Annotated in this window: 25 protein-coding genes and 2 pseudogenes; 10 read left to right on the forward strand and 17 right to left on the reverse strand. The window is 68.9% G+C overall.

The genetic code is table 11. The annotated features are described in order from the left end of the window. Positions 1-151 precede the first annotated feature (151 nt). Positions 152-355: pseudogene (locus tag BB334_RS18860) on the reverse strand (GIY-YIG nuclease family protein); the annotation flags it as partial. A gap of 356 nt (positions 356-711) precedes the next feature. Here BB334_RS18860 and moaC point away from each other — a divergent pair. Continuing rightward, positions 712-807: pseudogene (moaC, locus tag BB334_RS17340) on the forward strand (cyclic pyranopterin monophosphate synthase MoaC); the annotation flags it as partial. A gap of 37 nt (positions 808-844) precedes the next feature. Next, the gene (locus BB334_RS00820; RefSeq protein ID WP_068803384.1) at positions 845-1,444 is read left to right on the forward strand and encodes a DNA-3-methyladenine glycosylase I; all 600 of its coding nucleotides are present in this window, start codon (positions 845-847) and stop codon (positions 1,442-1,444) included. Between the two features lie 18 nt (positions 1,445-1,462). Here BB334_RS00820 and BB334_RS00825 read toward each other — a convergent pair whose 3' ends face one another. The 12 genes from BB334_RS00825 to BB334_RS00880 form a co-directional block, all read right to left on the reverse strand. Then, complete coding sequence (locus BB334_RS00825; RefSeq protein ID WP_068803386.1) at positions 1,463-2,281, reverse strand: substrate-binding domain-containing protein; 819 nt, start codon at positions 2,279-2,281, stop codon at positions 1,463-1,465. Continuing rightward, a complete protein-coding gene (locus BB334_RS00830; protein WP_068803388.1) occupies positions 2,263-3,003 on the reverse strand; it encodes an ABC transporter ATP-binding protein in 741 nt (246 codons plus the stop codon). The genes BB334_RS00825 and BB334_RS00830 overlap by 19 nt, the downstream gene beginning before the upstream one ends. Before the next feature lie 3 nt (positions 3,004-3,006). Further along, positions 3,007-3,711 carry an ABC transporter permease gene (locus BB334_RS00835; protein WP_068803390.1) on the reverse strand — a complete coding sequence of 235 codons (705 nt, stop codon included), beginning with the start codon at positions 3,709-3,711 and terminating at the stop codon, positions 3,007-3,009. A 115-nt stretch (positions 3,712-3,826) separates the two neighbouring features. Further along, the gene (locus tag BB334_RS00840; RefSeq protein ID WP_068803392.1) at positions 3,827-4,114 is read right to left on the reverse strand and encodes a DUF1330 domain-containing protein; all 288 of its coding nucleotides are present in this window, start codon (positions 4,112-4,114) and stop codon (positions 3,827-3,829) included. Between the two features lie 33 nt (positions 4,115-4,147). Next, the gene (locus BB334_RS00845; protein WP_068803394.1) at positions 4,148-4,456 is read right to left on the reverse strand and encodes a hypothetical protein; all 309 of its coding nucleotides are present in this window, start codon (positions 4,454-4,456) and stop codon (positions 4,148-4,150) included. A 3-nt stretch (positions 4,457-4,459) separates the two neighbouring features. Next, the gene (gene thiS / locus BB334_RS00850) at positions 4,460-4,711 is read right to left on the reverse strand and encodes a sulfur carrier protein ThiS (protein WP_068803396.1); all 252 of its coding nucleotides are present in this window, start codon (positions 4,709-4,711) and stop codon (positions 4,460-4,462) included. Continuing rightward, entirely contained in the window at positions 4,708-6,021 is a 1,314-nt protein-coding gene (locus BB334_RS00855; protein WP_068803398.1) for an NAD(P)/FAD-dependent oxidoreductase, read from the reverse strand. The genes thiS and BB334_RS00855 overlap by 4 nt, the downstream gene beginning before the upstream one ends. A 1-nt stretch (position 6,022) precedes the next feature. Beyond that, positions 6,023-7,870 carry an aldehyde ferredoxin oxidoreductase family protein gene (locus BB334_RS00860; RefSeq protein ID WP_068803400.1) on the reverse strand — a complete coding sequence of 616 codons (1,848 nt, stop codon included), beginning with the start codon at positions 7,868-7,870 and terminating at the stop codon, positions 6,023-6,025. Between the two features lie 12 nt (positions 7,871-7,882). Beyond that, positions 7,883-8,362, reverse strand: coding sequence for a 4Fe-4S dicluster domain-containing protein (locus BB334_RS00865; RefSeq protein ID WP_068803401.1), 480 nt, complete (start codon positions 8,360-8,362; stop codon positions 7,883-7,885). A 312-nt stretch (positions 8,363-8,674) separates the two neighbouring features. Beyond that, positions 8,675-8,902, reverse strand: a complete 228-nt coding sequence (gene ccoS, locus BB334_RS00870) for a cbb3-type cytochrome oxidase assembly protein CcoS (RefSeq protein ID WP_068803402.1) — start codon at positions 8,900-8,902, stop codon at positions 8,675-8,677. 9 nt (positions 8,903-8,911) lie between these two features. Next, complete coding sequence (locus BB334_RS00875; protein ID WP_068803403.1) at positions 8,912-11,401, reverse strand: heavy metal translocating P-type ATPase; 2,490 nt, start codon at positions 11,399-11,401, stop codon at positions 8,912-8,914. Positions 11,402-11,555: 154 nt separating this feature from the next. Continuing rightward, positions 11,556-12,323, reverse strand: coding sequence for a 3-hydroxyacyl-CoA dehydrogenase (locus tag BB334_RS00880; protein WP_068803404.1), 768 nt, complete (start codon positions 12,321-12,323; stop codon positions 11,556-11,558). Between the two features lie 152 nt (positions 12,324-12,475). Here BB334_RS00880 and BB334_RS00885 point away from each other — a divergent pair, with 152 nt between their 5' ends. The 5 genes from BB334_RS00885 to BB334_RS00905 all read left to right on the forward strand — a co-directional run bounded on the left by BB334_RS00885 (position 12,476) and on the right by BB334_RS00905 (position 17,195). After that, positions 12,476-13,588, forward strand: coding sequence for an S-(hydroxymethyl)glutathione dehydrogenase/class III alcohol dehydrogenase (locus BB334_RS00885; protein WP_068803405.1), 1,113 nt, complete (start codon positions 12,476-12,478; stop codon positions 13,586-13,588). Positions 13,589-13,607: 19 nt separating this feature from the next. Beyond that, positions 13,608-14,456 (forward strand): S-formylglutathione hydrolase, encoded by an 849-nt coding sequence (gene fghA, locus BB334_RS00890; RefSeq protein ID WP_068803407.1) that lies wholly within the window; start codon positions 13,608-13,610, stop codon positions 14,454-14,456. Positions 14,457-14,514: 58 nt separating this feature from the next. Beyond that, positions 14,515-15,294, forward strand: coding sequence for a hydroxypyruvate isomerase (gene hyi, locus BB334_RS00895; protein WP_068803408.1), 780 nt, complete (start codon positions 14,515-14,517; stop codon positions 15,292-15,294). Positions 15,295-15,358: 64 nt separating this feature from the next. After that, complete coding sequence (locus BB334_RS00900) at positions 15,359-16,621, forward strand: glycerate kinase type-2 family protein (RefSeq protein WP_068803410.1); 1,263 nt, start codon at positions 15,359-15,361, stop codon at positions 16,619-16,621. An 88-nt stretch (positions 16,622-16,709) separates the two neighbouring features. Next, entirely contained in the window at positions 16,710-17,195 is a 486-nt protein-coding gene (locus BB334_RS00905; RefSeq protein WP_068803412.1) for an SRPBCC family protein, read from the forward strand. Between the two features lie 60 nt (positions 17,196-17,255). Here the strand turns inward: BB334_RS00905 and BB334_RS00910 are convergent, their stop codons facing one another. The 3 genes from BB334_RS00910 to BB334_RS00920 form a co-directional block, all read right to left on the reverse strand. Next, positions 17,256-17,531, reverse strand: a complete 276-nt coding sequence (locus tag BB334_RS00910; RefSeq protein ID WP_068803415.1) for a hypothetical protein — start codon at positions 17,529-17,531, stop codon at positions 17,256-17,258. Beyond that, positions 17,528-18,160: a glutathione transferase gene (gene yfcF / locus BB334_RS00915; protein WP_068803417.1), complete on the reverse strand. Its 633-nt coding sequence runs from the start codon at positions 18,158-18,160 to the stop codon at positions 17,528-17,530. Before yfcF ends, BB334_RS00910 begins: the two co-directional genes overlap by 4 nt. Positions 18,161-18,320: 160 nt before the next feature. After that, a complete protein-coding gene (locus tag BB334_RS00920) occupies positions 18,321-19,613 on the reverse strand; it encodes an MFS transporter (RefSeq protein ID WP_232756619.1) in 1,293 nt (430 codons plus the stop codon). A gap of 295 nt (positions 19,614-19,908) precedes the next feature. Here BB334_RS00920 and BB334_RS00925 point away from each other — a divergent pair, with 295 nt between their 5' ends. After that, a complete protein-coding gene (locus tag BB334_RS00925) occupies positions 19,909-20,103 on the forward strand; it encodes a hypothetical protein (RefSeq protein WP_068803419.1) in 195 nt (64 codons plus the stop codon). 160 nt (positions 20,104-20,263) lie between these two features. Here BB334_RS00925 and BB334_RS00930 read toward each other — a convergent pair whose 3' ends face one another. Beyond that, positions 20,264-20,809, reverse strand: a complete 546-nt coding sequence (locus BB334_RS00930; protein ID WP_068803421.1) for a phasin family protein — start codon at positions 20,807-20,809, stop codon at positions 20,264-20,266. Between the two features lie 299 nt (positions 20,810-21,108). Between BB334_RS00930 and BB334_RS00935 the strand changes: the two genes are divergently transcribed. Together BB334_RS00935 and BB334_RS17345 are read left to right on the forward strand one after the other, a co-directional pair. Beyond that, the gene (locus BB334_RS00935) at positions 21,109-21,690 is read left to right on the forward strand and encodes a hypothetical protein (protein WP_068803423.1); all 582 of its coding nucleotides are present in this window, start codon (positions 21,109-21,111) and stop codon (positions 21,688-21,690) included. 31 nt (positions 21,691-21,721) lie between these two features. Next, positions 21,722-22,533 (forward strand): glycoside hydrolase family 2 TIM barrel-domain containing protein (locus BB334_RS17345; RefSeq protein ID WP_108722484.1); only part of this gene is annotated, 812 nt, incomplete at its 3' end.

Raw genomic sequence — 22,533 nt, forward strand, 5'->3', positions numbered from 1 at the left:
GCTCGATTGCGGTTGCACAATCGGCTGGGAAAACGGCTGGAATCGTCATCAGGGCGGCTCGGGTCGGCTCTTTTCTGCGTCGATTTTTTTCCAGGCGGCTGGGAACCGAAGGTGAAGCGAGAATTTTCAACACCCTGCTAAAGCCTTTGCTTGCAAGAAGGGTGTGAACAAATGTCTCCGCTTCCGTGCAGTCTTCGAACAACTGTTCGTAGACAACGATGAACGGGGTCGGCAGCCCTGTTGCGGCTGAAAGCTCTGCCGCACGCTCTGCAGGGCTACGGGTAGTTTTCCCTACCTTGACCATCCCTTGCATTGCGCTGTTCGCTAGTACATACAGAAAACCTACATCACGCATAGCCAACCCCCAAGTGTCATAGTCACCTGACACATCCTAGCTGAAGGAAGCCTGCCGGAAGAGACTAGATCGAAAAGTTTCAAAAACCCGCCCGCATCTCGAAGAGGGGTGTCTGCACGACCATTAAATATGCCGGAGAAAAAGCTACCCCGTCTTAGCCTGAGCCTATCGATAGGGTATTAGTGATGGCTGCACACGCCCCGCGTTCTCGGTAGGATTATGCATAGTGCGATGTCGCACCAACGGTGCTTGGACAAGTAGTGATGTCCAAGCTGTGTCCAAGTGAAGTTGGACAGAACACATAGTCCGAACCTTCGTCCCATTTCTTTTCAAGGGGTTAGCGCTGGGTAAACTGCATGTGCAAGGCGGTCGATCGCGGCATGCGCATCGAGGGCATCCGCCTGCTCGTGAAGAAAGGCGGCAAGTCGGGGCACTGGCTGGCGGCCGACTGAAAAGCGCCGAAAGGGCCGGGCGGGAGGAGAGCTGACGATGAGCGACGCAGCCGGAACGAAGGATAGCGCGGCCTGCGTGCGCTGCGCCTGGGCGGGCGAGGACCCGCTCTACATCGCCTACCACGACGAGGAATGGGGCGTGCCGCAGCGCGACGAGCGCGCGCTGTTCGAGTTGCTCCTGCTCGAGGGCGCGCAGGCCGGATTGTCGTGGATCACCGTGCTGCGCAAGCGCGCCCGCTATCGCGAACTCTTCGACGGCTTCGAGCCGGAGCGGATCGCGATGTGGGACGCCGGACGCCATGCAGCCCTGCTCGCCGAGCCGGGCATCATCCGCAACCGGGCCAAGATCGAGGCGGCGAGCGCCAACGCGCGCGCCTGGCTCGACCTGCGCGCGGCGGGGATCTCGCCGGTGGATTTCCTGTGGGGATTCGTCGGCGGGTCGCCGCGCCACAACCGCTTCCGCCACCCCGCCGAGGTGCCCGCCCTGACGCCCGAGTCGCAGGCGATGAGCAAGGCGCTGAAGGCGCGCGGGTTCAAGTTCGTCGGCCCGACGATCTGCTACGCCTTCATGCAGGCGAGCGGGATGGTCAACGATCACACGCTCGGCTGCTTCCGCCACCGCGAGCTGGCGGGCTGAGCCCGCCGCTCGTCCGCCTCAGCGCGGCGTCGGGTAGAACAGCTGCTCGCCACCCAGCTTGTAGGAGGCGATCGCCTCACGGCCCGCGTCCGAGGTGATCCAGTCGATGAACTGCTCCGCCGCCGCCTTCTTCACATGCGGATGCTTGTCGGGATTGACCAGGATCACGCCGTAGGGATTGAACAGCTTGGGGTCGCCCTCGTACACGATCGCCAGGCTCTGGCGGTTCTTGAAGTTCGCCCAGGTGCCGCGGTCGGACAGGGTGTAGGCATCGACGCCGGCCGCCATGTTGAGGGTCGGCCCCATGCCGGCGCCCGCCTCCTTGTACCAGTCCTGGCCCACCGGCTCGACCCCGGCCGCCTTCCAGAAGCGCAGCTCGGCGGCGTGGGTGCCGCTCTTGTCGGCGCGCGAGATGAAGGTCGCCGCCTTGCCGGCGATGCGGCCGAAGGCGTCGGGCGTGTCGCTCGCACCCTTCACCGCGGCCGGGTCGGCGCCCGGGCCGATGACCACGAAGTCGTTGTACATGACGTCGCGACGATAGCGCCCATAGCCCTCGGCGACGAACGCGTCCTCCGCCACCCGGTCGTGCACCAGCAGCGCATCGGCGTCGCCGCGGCGGCCGACGTCGAGCGCCTGGCCGGTACCGAGCGCGACCACCTTCACCGTGATCCCCGTCGCCTTCTCGAACACCGGCAGGATGTGGCCGAACAGGCCCGACTGCTCGGTCGAGGTGGTGGAGGCGAGGACGATGGATTCGGCAGCGCCGGCCGCTGGCGCGGCGGCGACCAGCATCGCCGCGGTGAACACTCGGAGTCGATTCAGAAGCGCATGTGCCATGGCAGTTCCCCCTGGATGAAGAGCCGCGCCTCTTCGGACTGCGGCCGTGAAAAGAAGCGTTGCACCGGCGTATGCTCGCACACCCGGCCGGCCGCCATGAAGATAACATCATCGCCGAGGCGGGTGGCCTGGCCGAGGTTGTGGGTCACCATGACGATGCGGGTGCCGTCGGTACGGATCTCGCGCACGATGCGCTCGACCTCGGCGGTCGCCGAGGGGTCGAGGCTCGCCGTCGGCTCGTCGAGCAGCAGCAGGCGCGGCCCGGTGAGCCAGGCGCGCGCGAGCGCGAGGCGCTGCTGCTCGCCGCCGGAGAGCTGGCGCGCGCTGTCTCCGGCGCGATCGGCGAGGCCGATGCGCTCGAGCATCGCCATCGCCCGTCGCCGCCGCTCGGGCGCCGGCACGCCGAGCGGCCGCAGGCCGAGCGCCACGTTGTCGAGCACCGAGCTGCGCAGCATCATCGGATGCTGGAACAGCATCATCACGCCGGCCCGCGGTCGCCCGCCCTCACCCGCCGGCCCCCACTCGATGCGACCCGCACTCGGTTCGATCAGACCGCAGATCGCGCGCAGCAGCATGGTCTTGCCCGAGCCATTGGCGCCCAGCACGAGGGTGATGCCCTCGATGCCGAGTTCGAGCTCGAGCCCAGCGAGCACCGCCCGGCCATTGGGGCGGTAGGACAGGCCGCGGATGCGCAGCGGCAGGATGGCGTCGTCGATGTGCATGGCTCAGCCGAAGCGACGGATCGCCCAGTGGCGCAGGCCGAAGGCGAGTGCGTTGAGGGCGAGGATGAGGAAGATCAGCACGATGCCGAGCGCGATCGCCAGCGCGAGGTCGCCCTTGCTGGTCTCGAGCGCGATCGCGGTCGTCATGACGCGGGTGGCACGATCGATGTTTCCGCCCACGATCATCACCGCGCCGACCTCGCTCATCGCCCGGCCGAGGCCGGCGAGCAGCGCGACCAGCAACGAATGGCGGCAATCGTGCAGCAGCGTGGTGACGCTCCGCCACCAAGAGAAGCGCAGCATGCGCAGCTCTTCCTCATAGCGCTGCCAGGCGTCGTCGACCACCTGGCGCGCGATCGCCGCCATCAACGGCACCACGAGCAGGGTCTGGGCGACCACCATGGCCGGCGGCGTGTACAGCAGGCCGAACTCGCCGAGCGGACCGGAGCGCGACAGGAACAGATAGACGACCACGCCGACCACCACCGAGGGCAGGCCCATGAGGCCGTTCACCAGTACGGTCAGCACGCTCTTGCCCGGGAAACGGGCGACCGCCAGACAGGCGCCGAGCGGCAGGCCGATGAGGGCGCCGAGCACCACCGCAGCGCCGCTGACGCGCAGCGACAGGCCCACGATCTCCGCCACCCGGTGGTCGAAGGTGACGAGCAGCGACACTGCGTCGGTGAAGGTGGCGGCGAAGGCGGACATCGGACGGGAGCATACCCGAAAGCCCGCGCCGGTCGAAATGCGGCGAGCGGGTCAGACCGCGGCGCCGGATCCACGCGCATTCGCGTTGGAGGCCAGCTCGAAAAGCGCCCCGCGGCTAGCTTTCGTAGGCCAGCAGGAGCACATCGGCGGCCTGTTCCCGGAGCGGAATCAGCGACTGATAGGCTGGCGACGAGAACCAGTCGTGCACTGCCGTTACGCTCGGAAAGCGGATCACGACGATGTCCGGGTGAGGGCTTTCGCCCGCGAGCGCAGCCGCCTGCTGGCCCCGAAACACCAGTTCCGCACCCCAGGGCGCCAATGTCTGCGGCACCTTGCTCCGATATTCGGCCCACATCGCCGCGTTCTTGACCGTGATGTGGCCGACGACGTATGCGTCACTCATGGACAGGACTCCAGAAATCGATTGTGCTGAACATCAACCGCCGCCTTTCTGCATCGCACGAGCGAGCCGCGTCAGCAGCGCACGGCGCGCGACCTCGTCGCCGGGGGCGAAACGGTAGCGCACGATCAGTTGCGGCAGCGTGAACGCGCCGACCCGGCGCACGCCGTCGGCTTCGATTTCGATCACGAGCGCCTGGCGGCCATCCTGCAGGTTGAAACGCTGCAGTTCGGTGCCGGCCTGCACCGCCGGCCAGGCCTGGCGCAGGTCGCGCGCGAATTCGCGCGGGGTTGCCGTGACCCGGCGCTCGAAGGACTCCGGCACCGGGCCGCAGGCGAAGGCCATCGCTCAGCCGCCGGCGATCGGCGGCCAGATGGCGAGTTCGTCGCCCTCCTGCAGGCGGCGTTGCAGGCGCTCCGCCGGTGGCACGAAGAGGCCGTTGACCAGCACCAGATGAGCGCTGCGCTCGGGCACATTGAAGCGGCGGATCATGTCCGCCACCGTCGTCCCCTCCTCGACCTCGAGCTCCAGACGGTTGCCGCGGTGGCCGCCGGGCAGGTGCTCGGACAGGGAGGCGAACAGCTTGAACGCCACCTTCATGCCAACGTCACCGCCTCGCGCGCGAGGGCCATCGGCTGCTGGCTGCGTGCGACATAGGCGTCCACGAAGGCGAGCGGCGCCTGCAGCAGGCGCTCCTTCCACTCGCCCAGCCTGACCCGTCCGTGGATCAGGCCGCGCAGCGCGCCCACATGCTCGGTGAGACCGATCGAGGTCGCGCCGATCAGCACGTCGTCCTTGAACTGCAGGCTCAGATAGCGATAGCGCGCATCATCCACCAGTTCGACGCCGCTGCCGCCGGCCTCGGGCTTTTCGCCCCACCACTGGCCGAAGGAGGAGGAGATCAGGCCGAGGGTGTCGAGCACGTTGATCGCGAGCACACCGTTCAGCCGGGTGTCGCGTGCCGCCGCGCCGCGGGCCATGTTCATCGCCGCGATGCGTGCCTGGTCGGCGGCATTGGGCTGGATCGCGGCAACGAGGTGGGCACCGGTGAAGAGATCGGGCGCCTCGGCCACATCGCCGGCCGCGAAGATGCCGGGCACGCTGGTTTGCATGCGGTCGTCGACCAGCACGCCCTTGGCGACATGCACCGGGGTCTCATCGAGAAAGCCGACGTTGGGCGCGACCCCGGCGGCGACGATGACGAGATCGCAGTGCAGCCGGTCCCCGGTCGACAGCGTCACCGTCAGCGGCGCGCCGTCAGCGTCCCCGTCGCCACCGCGGTCGATGCGCTGCACGCCCGCCGAGGTCAGCACGCGCACCCCCTTCTCTTCCACCCAGCGCTTGATCATGCCGCCCGCCGTGGGCGTCATCATGCGCGGCACCATGCGGTCGCCCATCTCGACCACGGTGAGCTCGACCCCGCGCTTGGCGAGCGCCTCCATGATGATGCAGCCGATGAAGCCGGCACCGAGCTGCAGCACGCGCGCGCCCGGCTGCGCCAGCGCGGCGATCGCGCGCGCGTCGGCGAGCGTCCAGCAGGTCTGCACCTCGGGCAGATCGACGCCGGGAATCGGCGGCCGCACCGCGTGCGAGCCGGTGGCGATGAGCAGGCGGTCGTAACCCTCGAAGTGGCCGTCGTCGAACAGCACCGTGCGCTTCGCAGTGTCGAGCGCCACCGCCCGCCCGCGCCGCAGGCCGATGCGCAGGCGCTCGAAATGGCCCGCGTCCTTGCGCAGCCAGGTCCCCGACTCGTCGATGTTGCCCTCGAGCAGGTAGGGGATCGCCATGCGCGAGTAAGGCGGCGCATCCTCGTGGCCGACCATCAGGATGTCGTCGCCGGGCGCGGCCTTGCGCAGGGTTTCGGCGGCGACGACCCCGGCGGGACCGTTGCCCAGAATCAGGTGCTTCATGTCACAGGCCCAGGCGTGTGAGGGTTTCCGCGGTCGGCGCCCCCTCCGGGGTCCAGCCACGAACCTGGTAGTACTGCGGCAGCATCTCGCCGAGACGATTGACCATGCCTTTTGCGGGGCCGGTCTTCGCCGCCTCCTGGGTCAGGCGCGGCGGCAGGGTGTCGTCCGTGGCGGTGAAGCCGGCGGCGTTGTTGAACATGCGCTCCATGTTCCAGATGCGCTCGCCCACCTCGTTGAGCTTGTCCATGCTCCAGTCGCCTTCGCAGGCGGCGGCGAGCTGGGGCTGAACGTCGGCGAGGGTCCACGCGAAGCTGGTGAACACGCAGATGCCGGCCGAATCGAAGATCGCGGTGGCGTCCTGGAAGGCCTTCACCAGCTCCGGCTTGCCCTCGGTGACGTGCGGATCGGTCTTGACGGGGATGCCGAGCACCTCGGAGGCGACCGTGTAGCCGCGCAGGTGGCAGGCGCCGCGGTTGGAGGTCGCGTAGGCCAGGCCCATGCCCTGGATGGCGCGCGAATCGTAGGCGGGGAATTCCTGCCCCTTGACGCTCATCGACAGCTCGGGACGGCCGTATTTCTCGCACAGGCGCTTGCTGCCCAGGCCCAGCTCCTTGCCGAAGCCCTCGCCCACCGCGGTCATCTCGACCAGCTTCGCCAGCGCCTCGGCCGAGCCGAAGGGGGCAGGCATGCCGATCGCCCCGTCGTCGAGGATGCCCAGCTCGTAGAGCTCCATCGCCGCACCGACGGTGGCGCCGAAGGAGATCGGATCCATGCCCTGCTCGTTGCAGAGCAGGTTGGCGTACTGCAGCGCCTCGAGGTCGCCGACACCGTTGGCCGCGCCGAGCGCCCATGCCGCCTCGTACTCGAGCCCGCCCGAGGCACCCCAGTACTGCGGGCTGTTCCTGACCGTGAAGTGGCCCTTGTCGATCTCCGAGATGCGGCCGCAGGCGATCGTGCAGCCGAAGCAGGCGGCGTTCGTCACCAGATGGGGCTTGCCGTCGGACTCGCGCCGCTCGTGCATCGCCTCGGCCGAAATCTTGCCCGCGTCCTCGAACTGGACGTCGCGATGGTTGCGCGTCGGCAGCGCCCCCATCTCGTTGATCACGTTCATCAGCACCTGGGTACCGTATTTCGGCAGACCCTGGCCGGTGACCGCGTTGTCGGCGAGCACCTTCTTGGCCTCGGTGGTCGCCTTCAGGAAGGCTCCGAAGTCCTTGATGCCCGAAACGCCCTTCGTGCCGCGGATCGCCACCGCCTTCAGATTCTTCGAGCCCATCACCGCCCCTACCCCGGAACGCCCGGCGGCGCGATGCAGGTCATTGACGATGCAGGCGTAGAGCACCTGGTTCTCGCCCGCCTTGCCGATCGAGGAGATGCGCACCAGCGGGTCCTGCAGCTCGGTCTTGATACGCTCCTCGGTCTCCCAGCAGCTGCTTCCCCAAAGGCCGGCGGCGTCGCGCAACTCGGCGCGGTCGTTCTCGATGTGGAGCCACACCGGCGTGGGCGAGCGGCCCTCGAAGATCACCATGTCCCAGCCGGCGAACTTCATCTCGGCGCCGAAGAAACCACCCGAGTTCGAGCACGCGATCGCGCCGGTGAGCGGGCCCTTGGTGACCACCGTGTAGCGCCCGCCGGTCGAGGCCATGGTGCCGGTGAGCGGGCCGGTGGCCATGATCATCTTGTTGTCGGGCGACAGCGGATCGACCCGGGGGTCGATCTCGGAGACCAGATACTTGGTGGCCAGCCCGCGCGAGCCGAGGTATTCGGCCGCCCACTGCATGTTGAGGGGCTCTTCCGAGCAGGTGCCTGCCGAGAGGTTCACCCGCAGGATCTTGCGATTCCATCCCATGGTTCTTCCTCCTCAGGCGGCGGCCGAAGCCGGGGTGTTGGCCTTCGCGGCCCAGGCACGCATCCTGTCGATGCCGGTCCAGTCGGCGTCGACATACGTGATGGCGCCGGTCGGGCAGGCGCTGGCGCAGGCGGGGTCGCCCTCGCACAGGTCGCACTTCTGCACCTTGCCGGTGTCCTGGTTGTAGTTGATGGTGCCGAAGGGGCAGGCGATGGTGCACACCTTGCAGCCGACGCAGGTGTCCTCGAACACCATCTTCGCGCCAGTGGAAAGGTCGATGCGGATCGCATCGACCGGGCAGGCGTTCAGGCACCAGGCCTCGGTGCATTGGGTGCAGGTGTAGGGCACCTTGCGGCCCTCGTGTTCGAAGTTGAACACCTTGATGCGCGACTTGCTCGGATTGATGACCCCGGTGTGCTCATAGGAACAGGCCATCTCGCATTGCAGGCAGCCTGTGCACTTGGCGGGGTCGATGTGCAGCGCTTTCCACATCGTCTTGTCTCCTCGTCCCTTTATGGCGCTCCGCTGGTTCGCGGCCGCTTCTTGCGTGTCGCCATTGCCGCCTCCCATGAGGCGGCAATGGCGTGGCACTCATGAGAACCCTAGTTGAGCCGCGCTGCCGCGGTCAAGAAGGGTTTCCGGCAAGGATCCGTGGACGAAAAAAAAGGGTGCGTTGCACACGCACCCCCAACCCCAACAGAGAGACAAAACACCTGCTGCCTGCATCGCCGGCGGAGACTTTGCCCGCGAGCAGAAACCATGGCTGCATTATGAAGCCGCGCCGGAAATCGGCATTGATGCACATCAAAGCTCGCTGACTTTGTCGCCCGCCTTCCCTGCCTCACCCGAGGCCGCAGCCTTCAGGTCTTCCACCGGTCGCTCGGGCATTTCGTCGCGGTCGTCCATCAGCAGTCGATAGGCCGGGCCCTCCAGATCGTCGTACTGCCCGCTGCGCAGCGACCACCAGAAGATCGCGCCGATGATGAAGACGAGCACCAGCGAAAGCGGGATCAGCAGAAAAAGGATTTCCATCTCTCGTCCTCAGGACCGGCCGCGGCGCCGCTGCAGCCGCATCGCGTTGAGCACCACCAGCAGCGAGCTGCCGGCCATGCCGATGCCGGCCATCCAGGGCGTCACCAGCCCGGCCATCGCCAGCGGCACCGATACGAAGTTGTAGCCGAACGACCACCACAGGTTCTGGCGGATGACGCGCAACGTCTTGCGCGACAGCGCGATGCCCTCGCCGAGGCTGGCGAGGTTCTCGTTGAGCAGCACGATGTCGGCCTGGTTGCGCGCGAGGTCGGTCCCGCCGCCCATCGCCACCGAGACGTGGGCCTGGGCGAGCACAGGGGCGTCGTTCACGCCGTCGCCCACCATCGCCACCACCGCGCCCTCCTCGGCCTGCATGCGCGCGATCGCCTCCTGCTTGCCCTGCGGCGTGAGCCCGCCGTGCGCATCGGGGATGCCGAGCGTCGCCGCGACCTGCGCCACCACCGACGGCGTGTCCCCCGAGAGCACCGACAGCTGCACGCCTGCGCCGGCGAGATGCGTCGTGAGCGCCGCCGCCTCCTCGCGCAGGCCGTCGGCGAGGCGGAACAGCGCGACCCAGCCGCGATCGCCGCCGAGGGCGATGACGCTGCCGCCCTTGGCGGCGAAGGCGTCCAGTTCGGCCGGCAGCGCGTGGCCGCTGCGCGCGGCGACGTAGTCCGGCCGGCCGATCCACAGGGTCTGGTCGCCGACACGGCCGCGCATGCCCTGGCCGGTCTCGGCGGCGAGTTCGCCCACCGCCGGCAGCGCCATGTCCTGCGCCGCGGCGCACAGGCCGGCGGCCATCGCATGCTCGGAGCCCTGCTCGAGCGCCGCCGCCAGCGCCAGCGCCTCGGCCTCGCCGTGCCCGCCGAACGGCAGCACTTCCTCGAGCTGCATCCGGCCGTGGGTCAGGGTGCCGGTCTTGTCGAAAACGTAATGGTTGGCGTGCGCCAGGGTCTCGATCGCATGGCCCCGGGTGATCAGCACGCCGATTCGCGCCATTGCGTCGGTGGCGACGGTGAGCGCGGTGGGTGTCGCCAGCGACAGCGCGCACGGGCAGGCCACCACCAGCACCGACACGAACACCCACAGCGCACGCTGCGGATCGATGAAGTACCAGGCCACGCCGGTGGCCGAGGCGAGCACCAGCAGGGTGCTGATGAAATAGACCGCGACCCGGTCCGACATCGCCGCGACTCGCGGCTTCTCGGTGGCAGCGCGCTCCATCAGGCGGCGGATCGCGGCCAGCCGCGTGCCCTCGCCCACCTGCTCGACCTGGAACAGCAGCGGACTGGAGACGTTGATGCTGCCGCCGGTGAGCTGGGCGCCGACCGCCTTGGACACCGGCCGGCTCTCGCCGGTGAGGAGTGACTCGTTGACCTCGCCGCTGCCCTCCACCACCACGCCGTCGGCCGGAATCACCTCGCCCGGGCGCACCCGCAGCACGTCGCCCGCCAGAAGCTGCGCGCTCGGCACGCGCTCGCCGTCCTGGCGCGCCGGCCAGCCCGCGATGCGCTCGGCGAAGGACGGCAGCGCCTTGCCGAGCTCCTCGACCCCGCGCACCGTCTTCTGGCGCGCGATCATTTCGAGGTAGCGGCCACCGAGCAGGAAGAAGACGAACATCGTCACCGAGTCGAAGTACACCTCCGGCCCATCGGTGAGCGTCGCCCACAGGCTGGCGAGGAAGGCACTGCCGACGCCGATGGCGACCGGCACGTCCATGCCGAGCCGGCGCAGGCGCACGTCGCGCCAGGCGCGCTGGAAGAAGGGCGCCGCCGAGTACAGCACCACCGGCAGAGTCAGCACCAGGCTCGCCCAGCGCAGCAGCTGCTCGATGTCCCAGGTCATGTCGCCCTCGCCGGCGACATACACCGGGAAGGCGTACATCATCACCTGCATCATGCCGAAGCCGGCGACGAAGACCCGCCACAGCATCGAACGCCGCTCGCGGTTGGCGACCTGCTCGGAACGCTCGGCGTCGTAGGGATAGGCGCGATAGCCGATCGCCTGGATCGCCGCGAGGATGTCCGAGAGCTTGATGCGCTGCTCGTCCCAGCGCACCCGTGCGCGGCGGTTGGCGTAGTTGATCTCGATCGCCGACACCCCCGGCAGGCGGGCGACGTGGTTCTCGTTGAGCCACACGCAGGCGGCGCAGGTGATGCCCTCGAGGATCAGGGAGGCTTCGCGTTCGTGCTCGCCGACGGGGCGCACGAAGCTCTTCTGGAAGTCGGGATGGTCGAACAGGCCGAGTTCCTGCAGCTCGACGGGCAGCGCCTCGCGTCGCGTCTCCGGCATCGCGTCGCGGTGACGGTAGTAATCGACCAGGCCGTTGTCGACGATGGACTGCGCCACCGCCTCGCAGCCCACGCAGCACATGCGGCGCTGGCGACCGTCGATGTTCACGTAGTGCCGGGTGTCGCTCGGGTTCGGCAGCCCGCAATGATAGCAGTCGGTTTCTTCCGTCGCGGCCGCGGCGGTGGAAGGCAGTTCGGCAGAGGTCATTGGCGGCGGGAAATGCGCAGCCGCCCCGGCTGGCCAGGCCACCCGGGGCGGTCGAATAGGATGCGCTCTTTTAGCACATTTCCCCGCGGCCGGCCATTGCACTGCAACATGGTGCGACAGGCTGTCGCAGGCGCGGCCGGCGGTGGTAGCGGGCTTACTTCGGCGCCATGCGGATCGCGCCGTCGAAGCGGATCACCTCGCCGTTGAGATAGGGGTTCTCGATGATGTGGCGCACCAGGGCGGCGAACTCCGCCGGCTTGCCCAGGCGCGAGGGGAAGGGGACCATCTGGCCGAGGGAATCCTGCACTTCCTGCGGCATGCCGGTGAGCATCGGGGTTTCCATGATGCCGGGGGCGACCGCCATGACGCGGATGCCGTAGCGCGCCAGTTCGCGCGCCACCGGCAGGGTCAGGCCGACCACGCCGGCCTTGGACGAGGCGTAGCCCGCCTGTCCGATCTGGCCGTCGAAGGCGGCGACCGAGGCGGTGTTGACGATCACGCCGCGCTCGCCGCCCGCATTCGGCTGGGCCTTGCTCATGACGTCGGCGGCGAGCCGCATCATGTTGAAGGTGCCGATCAGGTTGATGCCGACGGTGCGCGCGAAGGTCTCGAGCCGGTGCGGCCCCTCGCGCCCGACCACCTTCTCCGCCGGCGCGACGCCGGCACAGCTCACCAGGCCGTTGAGGCCGCCGAAGCGCGACACCGCGAGCTCGATCGCGGCCTGCCCGCTGGCGCCGTCGGTGACGTCGGTGCGCGCGAACACCGCGGCCGCACCGAGCTCGGCGGCGAGTGCCTCGCCCGCCTCGACGTTGACGTCGGCAAGCACCACCTTGCCTCCGGCCTCGACCAGCATGCGGGCGGTGGCCGCCCCCAGGCCGGAACCGCCCCCGGTGACCACGAAAACGCCATTCTCGATATTCATTGCGCTGCTCCTTGTACGTTCGTTATCGGCACCCGTATTCGGGCCTGCGGCACGAAACATATTTTTAGTTAACGTTAACGTCAACTGCTACAACGGGAAGCCCCGATAGAATGTCCTCCATTTCGCCCCTTCCCCGCATGAGGAGAAACGCCATGATCAAGTCCCGCGCCGCCGTCGCCTGGGCGGCGAAGCAGCCGCTCGAAATCACCGAGGTCGATGTCGCGCCGCCGAAGGCGGGCGAGGTCCTGGTCCGCATCGTCGCCACCGGCGTCTGCCATACCGACGCTTACACCCTCTCGGGCGCCGACCCCGAAGGCATCTTCCCGGCGATCCTCGGCCACGAGGGCGGCGGCATCGTCGAGGCGGTGGGCGAAGGCGTCACCTCGGTTGCGGTCGGCGATCACGTCATCCCGCTCTACACCCCGGAATGCGGCAAGTGCAAGTTCTGCCTGTCGGGCAAGACCAACCTGTGCCAGGCCATCCGCGCCACCCAGGGCCAGGGCCTGATGCCCGACGGCACCAGGCGCTTCAGCAAGGACGGCAAGCCGATCTTCCACTACATGGGGACCTCGACCTTCTCCGAGTACACCGTGCTGCCCGAGATCAGCGTGGCGAAGATCCAGAAGGACGCGCCGCTCGAGAAGGTCTGCCTGCTCGGCTGCGGCATCACCACCGGCATCGGCGCGGTGCGCAACACCGCCAAGGTCGAGCCGGGCGCCACCGTGGCGGTGTTCGGCCTAGGCGGCATCGGCCTGTCGGTGATCATCGGCGCGGTGATGGCGAAGGCCTCGCGCATCGTCGCGGTCGACATCAACCCGGCGAAGTTCGAGATCGCCAAGCAGCTCGGCGCCACCGATTTCGTCAACCCCAAGGACTACGACCGCCCGATCCAGGAGGTCATCGTCGATCTGACCGACGGCGGCGTGGACTACTCCTTCGAATGCATCGGCAACGTCAAGCTCATGCGCTCCGCGCTCGAGTGCTGCCACAAGGGCTGGGGCGAGTCGGTCATCATCGGCGTCGCCGGCTCGGGCGAGGAGATCTCGACCCGGCCGTTCCAGCTCGTCACCGGCCGCGTGTGGCGCGGCTCGGCCTTCGGCGGCGTGCGCGGCCGCACCGAGCTGCCGTCCTACGTCGAGATGGCGCAAAAGGGCGAGATCCCGCTCGACACCTTCATCACCCACACGATGGGACTGGACGAGATCAACAGGGCCTTCGACCTCATGCACGAAGGCAAGAGCATCCGCTCGGTGATCCTGTTCTGAGCCCCGGGAGGCCGCGCCGATGACCGCTTCCCTCGAGCAGATCGCCGCCAACCGCAGCTTCGGCGGCTGGCACAAGCGCTTCCGCCACCGTTCGCAGGCGCTGTCCTGCGACATGGTGTTCGCCATCTACCTGCCGCCGCAGGCCGAATCCGGCCCGGTGCCGGTGCTCTACTGGTTGTCCGGGCTGACCTGCACCGACGAGAACTTCATGCAGAAGGCCGGTGCGCAGCGCGTGGCGGCCGAGCTCGGTATCGCAATCGTCGCCCCCGACACCAGCCCGCGCGGCACCGGCGTGCCGGGCGACCCGGACGGCGCCTGGGACCTCGGTCTCGGCGCCGGCTTCTACGTGAACGCCAGCGAGGAGCCGTGGCAGCGCCACTACCGCATGTACGACTACGTGGTGGAGGAGCTGCCGGCGCTGGTCGAGGCGAGCTTTCCGGTCGACGACCGGCGCGGCATCAGCGGCCACTCGATGGGCGGCCACGGTGCGCTGGTTTGCGCACTGCGGAATCCCGGCCGCTACCGCTCGCTGTCCGCGTTCGCGCCGATCGCCAACCCGATCGACTGCCCCTGGGGGCAGAAGGCCTTCACCGCCTACCTCGGCGCAGAGCGCGAACGCTGGCGCGAGTGGGACGCCTGTGCGCTGATTGCCGGCGCTGGCGAGCGGCTGCCGATCCTGGTCGACCAGGGCGAAGCCGACGGCTTCCTCGAGTCGCAGCTGCGCCCGCAGGCACTGCGCGCCGCCTGTGAGGCCGCCGGCCATCCGCTGACGCTGCGCATGCAGCCCGGCTACGACCACAGCTACTTCTTCATCGCCAGCTTCATCGAGGATCACCTGCGGCATCACGCCGCCGCCCTCCTCGCCTGAAGCCCGAACCACCGGCCGCGGCGCCCGGCGCGCGCGGCCGGTTCGCGGGAATGACGCCATGCCCAAGTTCGACGCCAACCTGACCCTGCTCTTCAACGAGGTACCCTTCCTCGACCGCTTCGAGGCGGCGGCGGCGGCCGGCTTCGAGGGGGTCGAGTTCCTCTTCCCCTACGCCTTCGACAAGGACGAGATCGCCGAGCGCCTCGATCGCCACGGCCTGGTGCAGGTGCTGCACAATCTGCCGGCGGGCGACTGGGAGGGCGGCGAGCGCGGCATCGCCTGCCATCCGGAGCGCGTCGGCGAGTTCCAGGACGGCGTCGGCCGGGCAATCGAGTACGCCACCGTCCTCGGCTGCCGCCAGCTCAACTGCCTCGCCGGCATCGCGCCCGCCGGGGTCGATGCCGAGCGGCTGCACGAGACCTTCGTCGCCAACCTGCGCTTCGCCGCGGGCGAGCTCGAGAAGGCCGGCATCCGCCTGCTCGTCGAGCCGATCAACACCTTCGACATCCCCGGCTTCTACCTCAACCGCACCGCGCAGGCGATCGCGCTGATCGACGAGGTCGGGTCGGACAACCTCTTCCTGCAGCACGACGTCTATCACATGCAGCGCATGGAGGGCGAACTGGCCAACACCATCGCCCGCCACCTGCCGCGCATCGCCCACATGCAGATCGCCGACACCCCCGGCCGCCACGAGCCCGGCACCGGCGAGATCAACTACGCCTGGCTGTTCCCCTTCATCGACGGGCTCGGCTACACGGGCTGGATCGGCTGCGAGTACCGCCCGCTCGCCGGCACCCGCGAGGGCCTCGGCTGGCGCCAGGCCCTGGCGGGCTGAACGCCGCCTCGCACCCCGCAGCGCACCCGCTTCCGCTTCCCCGCCTCCACTCGACGCGCCCCGCATGAACCCGACCCCACGAGAACTGCTCGCGAAGATGTTCGCCGCCGCGGTGCATGCCGCTCAGCCCGAACACTGCGTCCCGCGCTTCCTGCCCCCGCCGCCCACCGGTCGCACGATCGTGATCGGCGCCGGCAAGGCCTCCGCCGCGATGGCGCAGGCGCTCGAACGCCACTGGGCGGCCCCGCTCGAAGGTCTCGTCGTCACCCGCTACGGCTACGCCGTGCCCTGCGAGCGCATCGAGATCGTCGAAGCCGCTCATCCGGTACCCGACGCCGCCGGCTGTGAGGCCGCAAGACGCATGCTCGAGCGGGTGCGCGGCCTCTCCGCCGACGATCTCGTCATCTGCCTGGTCTCGGGCGGCGGCTCGGCGCTGCTGCCGCTGCCGGGTGAGGGGGTGAGTCTGGGGGACAAGCAGGCGATCAATCGCGCGCTGCTGAAGTCGGGGGCGACGATCACCGAGATGAACTGCGTGCGCCGCCACCTTTCCGCGATCAAGGGCGGCCGCCTCGCCGCCGCCTGCCATCCGGCGCGGGTGGTGAACCTGCTGATCTCGGACGTGCCCGGCGACAGGCCGATCGACATCGCCTCCGGCCCCACCGTGGCCGACCCCACGAGCTGCGCCGACGCGCGCGAGATCGTGCGCCGCTACCGCATCGCCCTGCCCGAGGGCGCCCGTAGCCTGCTCGAAAGCGGCGCGGGCGAGACGCCGAAGCCGGGCGATCCCCGCCTCGCCGGGGTCAGCACGCAGCTGATCGCGACCCCGCAGCTGGCGCTAGAGGCCGCGGCCAGGCTGGCTGCGGAGGCCGGCTTCGCCACCGCGATCCTCGGCGACCGCATCGAGGGCGAGGCGCGCGAGCTGGGCAAGGTAATGGCGGGGATCGCGCTGCAGGTGCGCCAACATCGCCAGCCGCTCGCGGCGCCCTGCGTGCTGCTGTCCGGCGGCGAAGCCACCGTTACCGTGCGCGGGGCCGGCCGCGGCGGGCCCAACGTCGAGTTCCTGCTCGCGCTCGCGCTCGCACTCGACGGCGTTGACGGCGTGCATGCGGTGGCCGGCGACACCGACGGCGTCGATGGCCTGGAGGAAATCGCCGGCGCCTTCCTCGCGCCCGACACCCTGGCCCGCGCCTGGGCGCAAGGAATGCGCCCGCGCGATCGGCTCGACGCGAACGACGGCCACGGCTTCTTCGAGGCGCTCGGGGATTCGCTGGTCACCGGACCCACGCTGACCAACGTCAATGATTTCCGCGCGATCCTGATCCAGTGATCGGTCGATCGAACGCCGGGCATCGCTACCCGGTCCGGTTCGCGCGGCACGGCCGGAAGCGCCCCACCCCCTGAGCGGCCGTTTCCGCATGCGCCCGAGCAACTACTACGAACTCACCACCGTCTGGCAATTCGATGCGCCGATCGAGGCGGTGTGGGCGGCGCTCGTCGATGCCGAGAACTGGCCACGCTGGTGGCCGGGCATCGAGCAGGTCGCCGTCCTCGACCGCGGCGACGCCGACGGCGTCGGCGCCCGCCGGTGCTACACCTGCCGCAGCCTGCTGCCCTACCGGTTGCGCTTCGTCTCGCGCGTGACGCGGGTCGAGCCGCTGCAGCTGCTCGAGGGCCGGGTGGAAGGCGAGCTCGAAGGCCGGGGCTGCTGCCGCCTGACGCACAGCGACGGCCACGTTTTCGTCCGCTACGACTGGCAGGTGCGCACCACGCGGCGCTGGATGAACCTCCTCGCCCCGCTGGCGAAGCCGCTGTTCCGCTGGAACCATGACAAGCTGATGGAGGCCGGCGGCAGTGGCCTCGCCCGCCATCTGAAGGCGGACACCGACGCGCGAACCGTATGAAGATTCCGCGCCGCGCGCGCGCTCAGTTCAGCGTCAGGGCAGGTCGTGCCCCCGGGGAGCTCAGCGCCTGCGCAAGCGCCCCTTGACGCGGGCGATGCGGGCCAGGTGCAGGCGCATCTGCTTGCCGGCACGCTCGGCGTGCGTGTCCAGCGCCTTTTGCACCAGCTCGCCGAACGCGACCGGATCCTGCCGCGGGTACGCATCCATGACGCCGCTGTCCTGAAAATAGGCGGCGATCCAGCGCGCGTCGAGCTCGACCCGGCCGCTCTCGAGGTAGTACTCGGCGGCGGCCAGTTCGACGAAATCCGACAGCTTGGGGAAGGCGCCGGGGCTCATGCCGTCTCCCGCGCCCGCGCGATCCACTGCCGCACTGCGGGCCGCTCCCACTCGCCGCGGGCGTAGTCCGCCAGCCGCGCCGGCACCTCGTCGCCGTTCGCCAACAGGCGCTGGAGGGCAAGGGCGAGGTCGACGTCGGCCACCGACCAGACGCCGAAGAGATGCGCCTCGCCCGCCGGCAGTAGCGCTTCTGCCACCCTGAACAGCCGCGCCGCCGCCGCATGCGCCTGCGCCGACAAGGGCACGGCCACCGGCGCGCGGAACACCCCCTCGGTCGAACGCTCGGCCTTCAGGGCATCGAGGTCGCTGCGCAGCCAGGCCTGCAGCTGACGCGCCCGCGCCCGCGCACGAGGCTCGGCCGGATACAGCCGTACACCGCCGAAGACGTCGTCGAGGTACTCGGTGATTGCCGAAGACTCGGACAGCGCGAATCCCGCGTGGACCAGGGTCGGCACCCTCCCGGTCAGCGACAGCGCGGCGTAGGCCGGCGCGTGCTGTGCGCCGCCCTCGAGATCGACGGTTTCGAGCCGGAACGGCAGCGACTTCTCCTCCAGCCCGACGAAGACCGACATCGCATAGGGGCTGAGAAAACGTGCATCGACGTAGAGCAGCAGATCGGAATCGGGCATGGGAATCTCCTTGCGATCCGGACATCGCGACGAGCGGGCGCGCGAAATCACGTCGGCGCGGCCCGCGTGGCGGGCGTTGCCGCTTCTCCAGCCTACTCGATGAAAGCGCTGTGCGCTGCGCGATGTGCCGGTTGCGCCGGGAGGGCGCGCCAGGTCGGGTTCAGCCGGCCTTCCCGGTGCCGTGGGGCGCCTGCAGGATCTCGTCCTGCTGGCGTGCCACCTCCGCCCGCAGTCGGGAATAGCGGCTGACGCACCAGGCGGCGAACAACGCCAGCACCACCCCCTCCGCGAGCATCGCCGCCTGTACCCCGATGCGTGCGGCCAGCAGGCCGGCGACCAGGCCGCCGATCGCATCGAAGCCGAAGCGGGTCGCGCTGACGAAGGACACCACCCGGCCGCGCAGGTGGTCCGGTGCGTTGCTCTGCACAAGGGTGTTGACCGACACGTTGCCGACCGAGATACCGAAACCTATCAGCGCCATCGCGGCGAGCGCGAGCGCGAGTTCGCGGTTGTAGGCGAAGGCGAGCAGGCCGAACGCGCACACCGCCCCCGCGCCCACCACCGCCTTGACCAGGCTCAGGACGCGCCTGCGGGTGGCGAGGAACACCGTGCCCAGCACGGCCCCGGCCCCGGCCGCGCCCCACAGCCAGCCGAGCATGCGCGCATCGCCGGCGAACACGTCCTTGGCGAACACCGGCAGCAACACCGCGTAACTCGACGCGGTGAGGTTCACCACCGCGAGGATCAGAATCAGCGTACGCACCGGATACTCGTCGAGCACGTAGCGCAGCCCCTCGCGGAAGACCGCCGCGGTCGAGCCGCTCGCACGCGCCGAAGTCGGTACCCGCACCCGCCACACGCCGATCGCCAGCGCCGAGAACGACAGCGCGTTGAGCGCGAAGCAGGCCGCCTCCGAACTCAGTCCGAGGAGCAGGCCCGCCACCGGCGGGCCGATGAAGCGGCCCGCGTTGAAGGCCATCGCGTTGAGGGCGAGCGCATTCGGAAGGTCGGCGCGATCGCCGACGAACTGACCGATCTGCGACTGGCGCAGCGGCGTATCGAAGGCGTTCAGCACGCCGAGCAGCGCCGACATCGTGACGATCAGCGTCGGCCCGATCGCCTCCAGCGCGGTCAGCACGGCCAGCGCGGCGGCCTGCAGCGCGAGCAGGCCCTGAACGAGGATCAGCAGCCGCCGCTTGTCATGGCGGTCGATCCAGGCCCCGGCGAGCGGGCCGAGGAACAGGATCGGCAGCAGCGCGGCGAAGGTGGCGACACCGAGCAGGGCCACCGATCCGGTGAGGCGGTAAATCAGCCAGGACAGCGCGACCTGTTGGATCCAGGTGCCGAGAATGGAAATCGCTTGCCCGGCGAAATAGGAGCGGAAGTTGCGGTGCCGCAGGGCACGCATCGGACCCGGCAGGGTGCGCCCGGCGGCGGGGGAAGTCTTGGGCACTCTTGCCTCGCATGCAGTGGGGGGTCGTCCGAAGCGCCCGATCACGCAAGGGAGCGGCCCGCGAATGCTCCGATTCTAGCGCCCCGCCGGCTGCCGCACGGATCGAGGACGCACCGCCGCTGCCGGCTGGCCTTCACGTCATATGCATTTCGACACAGATTATGGAAACGGTAGATGGAATAATCGGTCTCATCGCTGATGCGCGACCGAGCACGAGCCGCCCGACCGGGCGGCCCCGACCACCAGAATCGGGCCGGAGCGTCGTCGGCACCCCGTGATCGAGGAGGGTCACTCCATGCAGCTGAAAACACACACGCGCCGCTTCGTCGGCTGGTTCACCAACATTCGCCGTCCGTCCCCCGATACCGGCAAGGACAACCACCGGACCTGCTCCCGTTGCGCCGAGTACGACTGGCTCACCCGGCGCTGCCGCACCTTCGGCAGCACACGGCCGGGCGCGAGCTGCAACTTCTGGGAGTACGCCTCCTGAGCGCCTGCCGACCCGGCTTGCCGCCGGGAAGACGAGCATGCTCCCGCAAGGACTGGACCGCTCGGCAGCGCTGACGGCCCGAAAAACAACAATGCCGTCCGGCGCGAACCGGACGGCATTTTCTTGCGGGGCGCGACCGTGGGGCCGCGCCGAAGGTCGATCAGGCGACCTTCTTGGTGCTGCGAACGGCCTTCTCGGTCGCCTCGGTGGCGGCTTCGAGGTTGTTCTGGGCGATATCGGAAGCCTGCTTGGCGACCTTGCTGACATTCTCGTACGCGCTGTTGGCGGCGGCCAGCGCCGACTTCACGGCGGCGACGGCGAAGTCCGAACCAGCCGGGGCCGACTCGGCAGCCTTCTCAAGCACCTCGTTGAGCTGCTTGTTGAACTCGGCGACCTGGGCTTCGAACACCTTGGCGACTTCTTCCTGCCCCTGCGCGGCGATCTCGAACGCACTGCGGGCGTACTCGGTGGCCGTGCCGACGAGCGGCTGCGTCAGGCCGGCTTGCAGCTTGATCATTTCCTGCACGTCCTTCGCTTCGAGCAGCGTCCTGGCGTTGGCCACGGTCTCGTCGAGCAGCGCGCGCGAGGTGCTCAGATTCAGCGCGGCCAGACGCTCGCTGCTGCCGAAAGCGGCGTTGACAAGGGAGAGCACGAAATCTGCACCGGCCTTGCTGGCGGCGGCGAGGGTTTGGGTTGCGTCGGTCATGAAAAACTCCTGAGACAATTCGGTTGGCATGCGTCTTGATGCTATGCAATTCGGTTGGTGCCTTGCAGCAAAACCAAGTATAGACGGCGATTCCGATTTTGCAAAAATCAAATGATGAATAAGCCTTGGCGCTTGTTTCCTCATGTTTCAGGGATGTTGCGCTGCGATAGCAGACCCCGCAAATGACGGCGCCGAACGGCCGCTGCAGATCGTTTCAATGTGCAATCTTTGCAAGAATCGCTGGCCGATTGCGGCGGGGTGGTGTTTCATGGACGTGGGGCCTGCGGAATCTTGCGCATATGGATGAGGTACTGATCGAGGCAAGGAAGCGCTTCCTCGCGCTGCGCACCTACCGCGCCGATCTGCGCGTGCAGGCCGGCGATGGCGTCCAGCTGCTGCACTACGCCTACCGCCGGCCGGGCTGGGTGCGGATGGAATTGGTGCAGCCCCACCATGGGGTGGTGCTCGTCTTCGATCCGCTCGAGCGACGGGTCAGGCTGTGGCCATTCGGCCTGGCCCATGGCCCCTCCCTGAGCCTGAGCCCCGACCACCGCCTGGTGCGCGGTCCGCGTGGTCATCGGATCGACCGTTCGGACGTCGGTGCCCTGTTCGACAACCTGATCGCGCTGGGCGCTCGCGGCAGTGTCGGTACGGTGGAGGAAGGCGGCGAAGACGCGCAGGCTTCACGGGTACTCGAGGTGATCGGCGACGCGGGCGCCGCGGTCGCCGGCGTTCACCGCTACCGTCTGCGGCTCGCCACCGACAGTCTCTTCCCGCAGCGGGTACAGAGCTTCGCCACCAGCGGCAGACCGATCGAAACGGTCGACTTCGAGGCGGTCGAACTCGACGTCGAGCTGCCCGATCACCTTTTCCGGGCCTGAGCATCGCGCCGGCCCTTACCGGAGACCCCTCTTGCCGAAGCATCCGCTCCGCCAGTTCACCGCCGCGCTGTTCGCCGCCGTCCTGTGCACCGCGCCGGCGGCTGCGCCCCCCTCCCAATGGCAGGGTGCGGCTTTCGCCGGCGACCGCGCCACGCTCGAAAAGCTAGCCGCCGCCGGCGGCCGGGTTGTGCGCGTCTATCACCACGACACCGACGCCTGGGTGCTCGACGAGGCGGCGCGCCTCGGCCTGAAGGTGGTGATGGGGCTGTGGGTCGCACATCCGCGCCACGGCTTCCGCATCGACGACGCCGCGGCGGTGGCGGCGCAGGAGCGCGACCTCCGCGCCTTCGTCGAGCGCCACCGCAATCATCCGGCCCTGCTCGCCTGGGGCGTGGGCAACGAGGTCGAGATCGGCGAACGCGATCCGCTGCCGATGTGGCGCGAGATCGACCGCCTGGCCGGCATCGTCAAGCGACTCGACCCGGCGCATCCGACCCTGATGTCGGTGGCCGACACCGGCGACGAGCAACTGCGCCTGCTCGCGGACTGCTGCGCCAGCGTCGACCTGCTGGGCATCAACCTCTACGGCGGCGCGGTGTTCGCCCTGCCCGGCCGGCTGCGTGCAGCAGCGATCACCAAGCCGGTGGTGGTCACCGAGTTCGGGCCGCTCGGCCAGTGGCAGGCGGGGCGCAAGCCGTGGGGGGCGCCGGTCGAGCCCACCAGCACCGAGAAGGCCGCCTTTTACCGCGAGGCACTTGCCTTCCTCGCCCGCCAGCCGCAGGTGACGGGCAGCTTTCCATTCCTGTGGGGCGCGAAGCAGGAACAGACCGGGACCTGGCACGG

Source organism: Thauera phenolivorans (genome assembly GCF_001696715.1).
Taxonomy (GTDB): Bacteria; Pseudomonadota; Gammaproteobacteria; order Burkholderiales; family Rhodocyclaceae; genus Thauera; species Thauera phenolivorans.

What these genes read in the sequence shown, in the direction of transcription:
- BB334_RS00820 (WP_068803384.1), top strand. Translation starts at nt 845, where the DNA reads ATGAGCGACGCAGCCGGAACGAAGGATAGCGCGGCCTGCGTGCGCTGC.
- BB334_RS00825 (WP_068803386.1), bottom strand. Translation starts at nt 2,281, where the DNA reads ATGGCACATGCGCTTCTGAATCGACTCCGAGTGTTCACCGCGGCGATG.
- BB334_RS00830 (WP_068803388.1), bottom strand. Translation starts at nt 3,003, where the DNA reads ATGCACATCGACGACGCCATCCTGCCGCTGCGCATCCGCGGCCTGTCC.
- BB334_RS00835 (WP_068803390.1), bottom strand. Translation starts at nt 3,711, where the DNA reads ATGTCCGCCTTCGCCGCCACCTTCACCGACGCAGTGTCGCTGCTCGTC.
- BB334_RS00840 (WP_068803392.1), bottom strand. Translation starts at nt 4,114, where the DNA reads ATGAGTGACGCATACGTCGTCGGCCACATCACGGTCAAGAACGCGGCG.
- BB334_RS00845 (WP_068803394.1), bottom strand. Translation starts at nt 4,456, where the DNA reads ATGGCCTTCGCCTGCGGCCCGGTGCCGGAGTCCTTCGAGCGCCGGGTC.
- thiS (WP_068803396.1), bottom strand. Translation starts at nt 4,711, where the DNA reads ATGAAGGTGGCGTTCAAGCTGTTCGCCTCCCTGTCCGAGCACCTGCCC.
- BB334_RS00855 (WP_068803398.1), bottom strand. Translation starts at nt 6,021, where the DNA reads ATGAAGCACCTGATTCTGGGCAACGGTCCCGCCGGGGTCGTCGCCGCC.
- BB334_RS00860 (WP_068803400.1), bottom strand. Translation starts at nt 7,870, where the DNA reads ATGGGATGGAATCGCAAGATCCTGCGGGTGAACCTCTCGGCAGGCACC.
- BB334_RS00865 (WP_068803401.1), bottom strand. Translation starts at nt 8,362, where the DNA reads ATGTGGAAAGCGCTGCACATCGACCCCGCCAAGTGCACAGGCTGCCTG.
- ccoS (WP_068803402.1), bottom strand. Translation starts at nt 8,902, where the DNA reads ATGGAAATCCTTTTTCTGCTGATCCCGCTTTCGCTGGTGCTCGTCTTC.
- BB334_RS00875 (WP_068803403.1), bottom strand. Translation starts at nt 11,401, where the DNA reads ATGACCTCTGCCGAACTGCCTTCCACCGCCGCGGCCGCGACGGAAGAA.
- BB334_RS00880 (WP_068803404.1), bottom strand. Translation starts at nt 12,323, where the DNA reads ATGAATATCGAGAATGGCGTTTTCGTGGTCACCGGGGGCGGTTCCGGC.
- BB334_RS00885 (WP_068803405.1), top strand. Translation starts at nt 12,476, where the DNA reads ATGATCAAGTCCCGCGCCGCCGTCGCCTGGGCGGCGAAGCAGCCGCTC.
- fghA (WP_068803407.1), top strand. Translation starts at nt 13,608, where the DNA reads ATGACCGCTTCCCTCGAGCAGATCGCCGCCAACCGCAGCTTCGGCGGC.
- hyi (WP_068803408.1), top strand. Translation starts at nt 14,515, where the DNA reads ATGCCCAAGTTCGACGCCAACCTGACCCTGCTCTTCAACGAGGTACCC.
- BB334_RS00900 (WP_068803410.1), top strand. Translation starts at nt 15,359, where the DNA reads ATGAACCCGACCCCACGAGAACTGCTCGCGAAGATGTTCGCCGCCGCG.
- BB334_RS00905 (WP_068803412.1), top strand. Translation starts at nt 16,710, where the DNA reads ATGCGCCCGAGCAACTACTACGAACTCACCACCGTCTGGCAATTCGAT.
- BB334_RS00910 (WP_068803415.1), bottom strand. Translation starts at nt 17,531, where the DNA reads ATGAGCCCCGGCGCCTTCCCCAAGCTGTCGGATTTCGTCGAACTGGCC.
- yfcF (WP_068803417.1), bottom strand. Translation starts at nt 18,160, where the DNA reads ATGCCCGATTCCGATCTGCTGCTCTACGTCGATGCACGTTTTCTCAGC.
- BB334_RS00925 (WP_068803419.1), top strand. Translation starts at nt 19,909, where the DNA reads ATGCAGCTGAAAACACACACGCGCCGCTTCGTCGGCTGGTTCACCAAC.
- BB334_RS00930 (WP_068803421.1), bottom strand. Translation starts at nt 20,809, where the DNA reads ATGACCGACGCAACCCAAACCCTCGCCGCCGCCAGCAAGGCCGGTGCA.
- BB334_RS00935 (WP_068803423.1), top strand. Translation starts at nt 21,109, where the DNA reads ATGGATGAGGTACTGATCGAGGCAAGGAAGCGCTTCCTCGCGCTGCGC.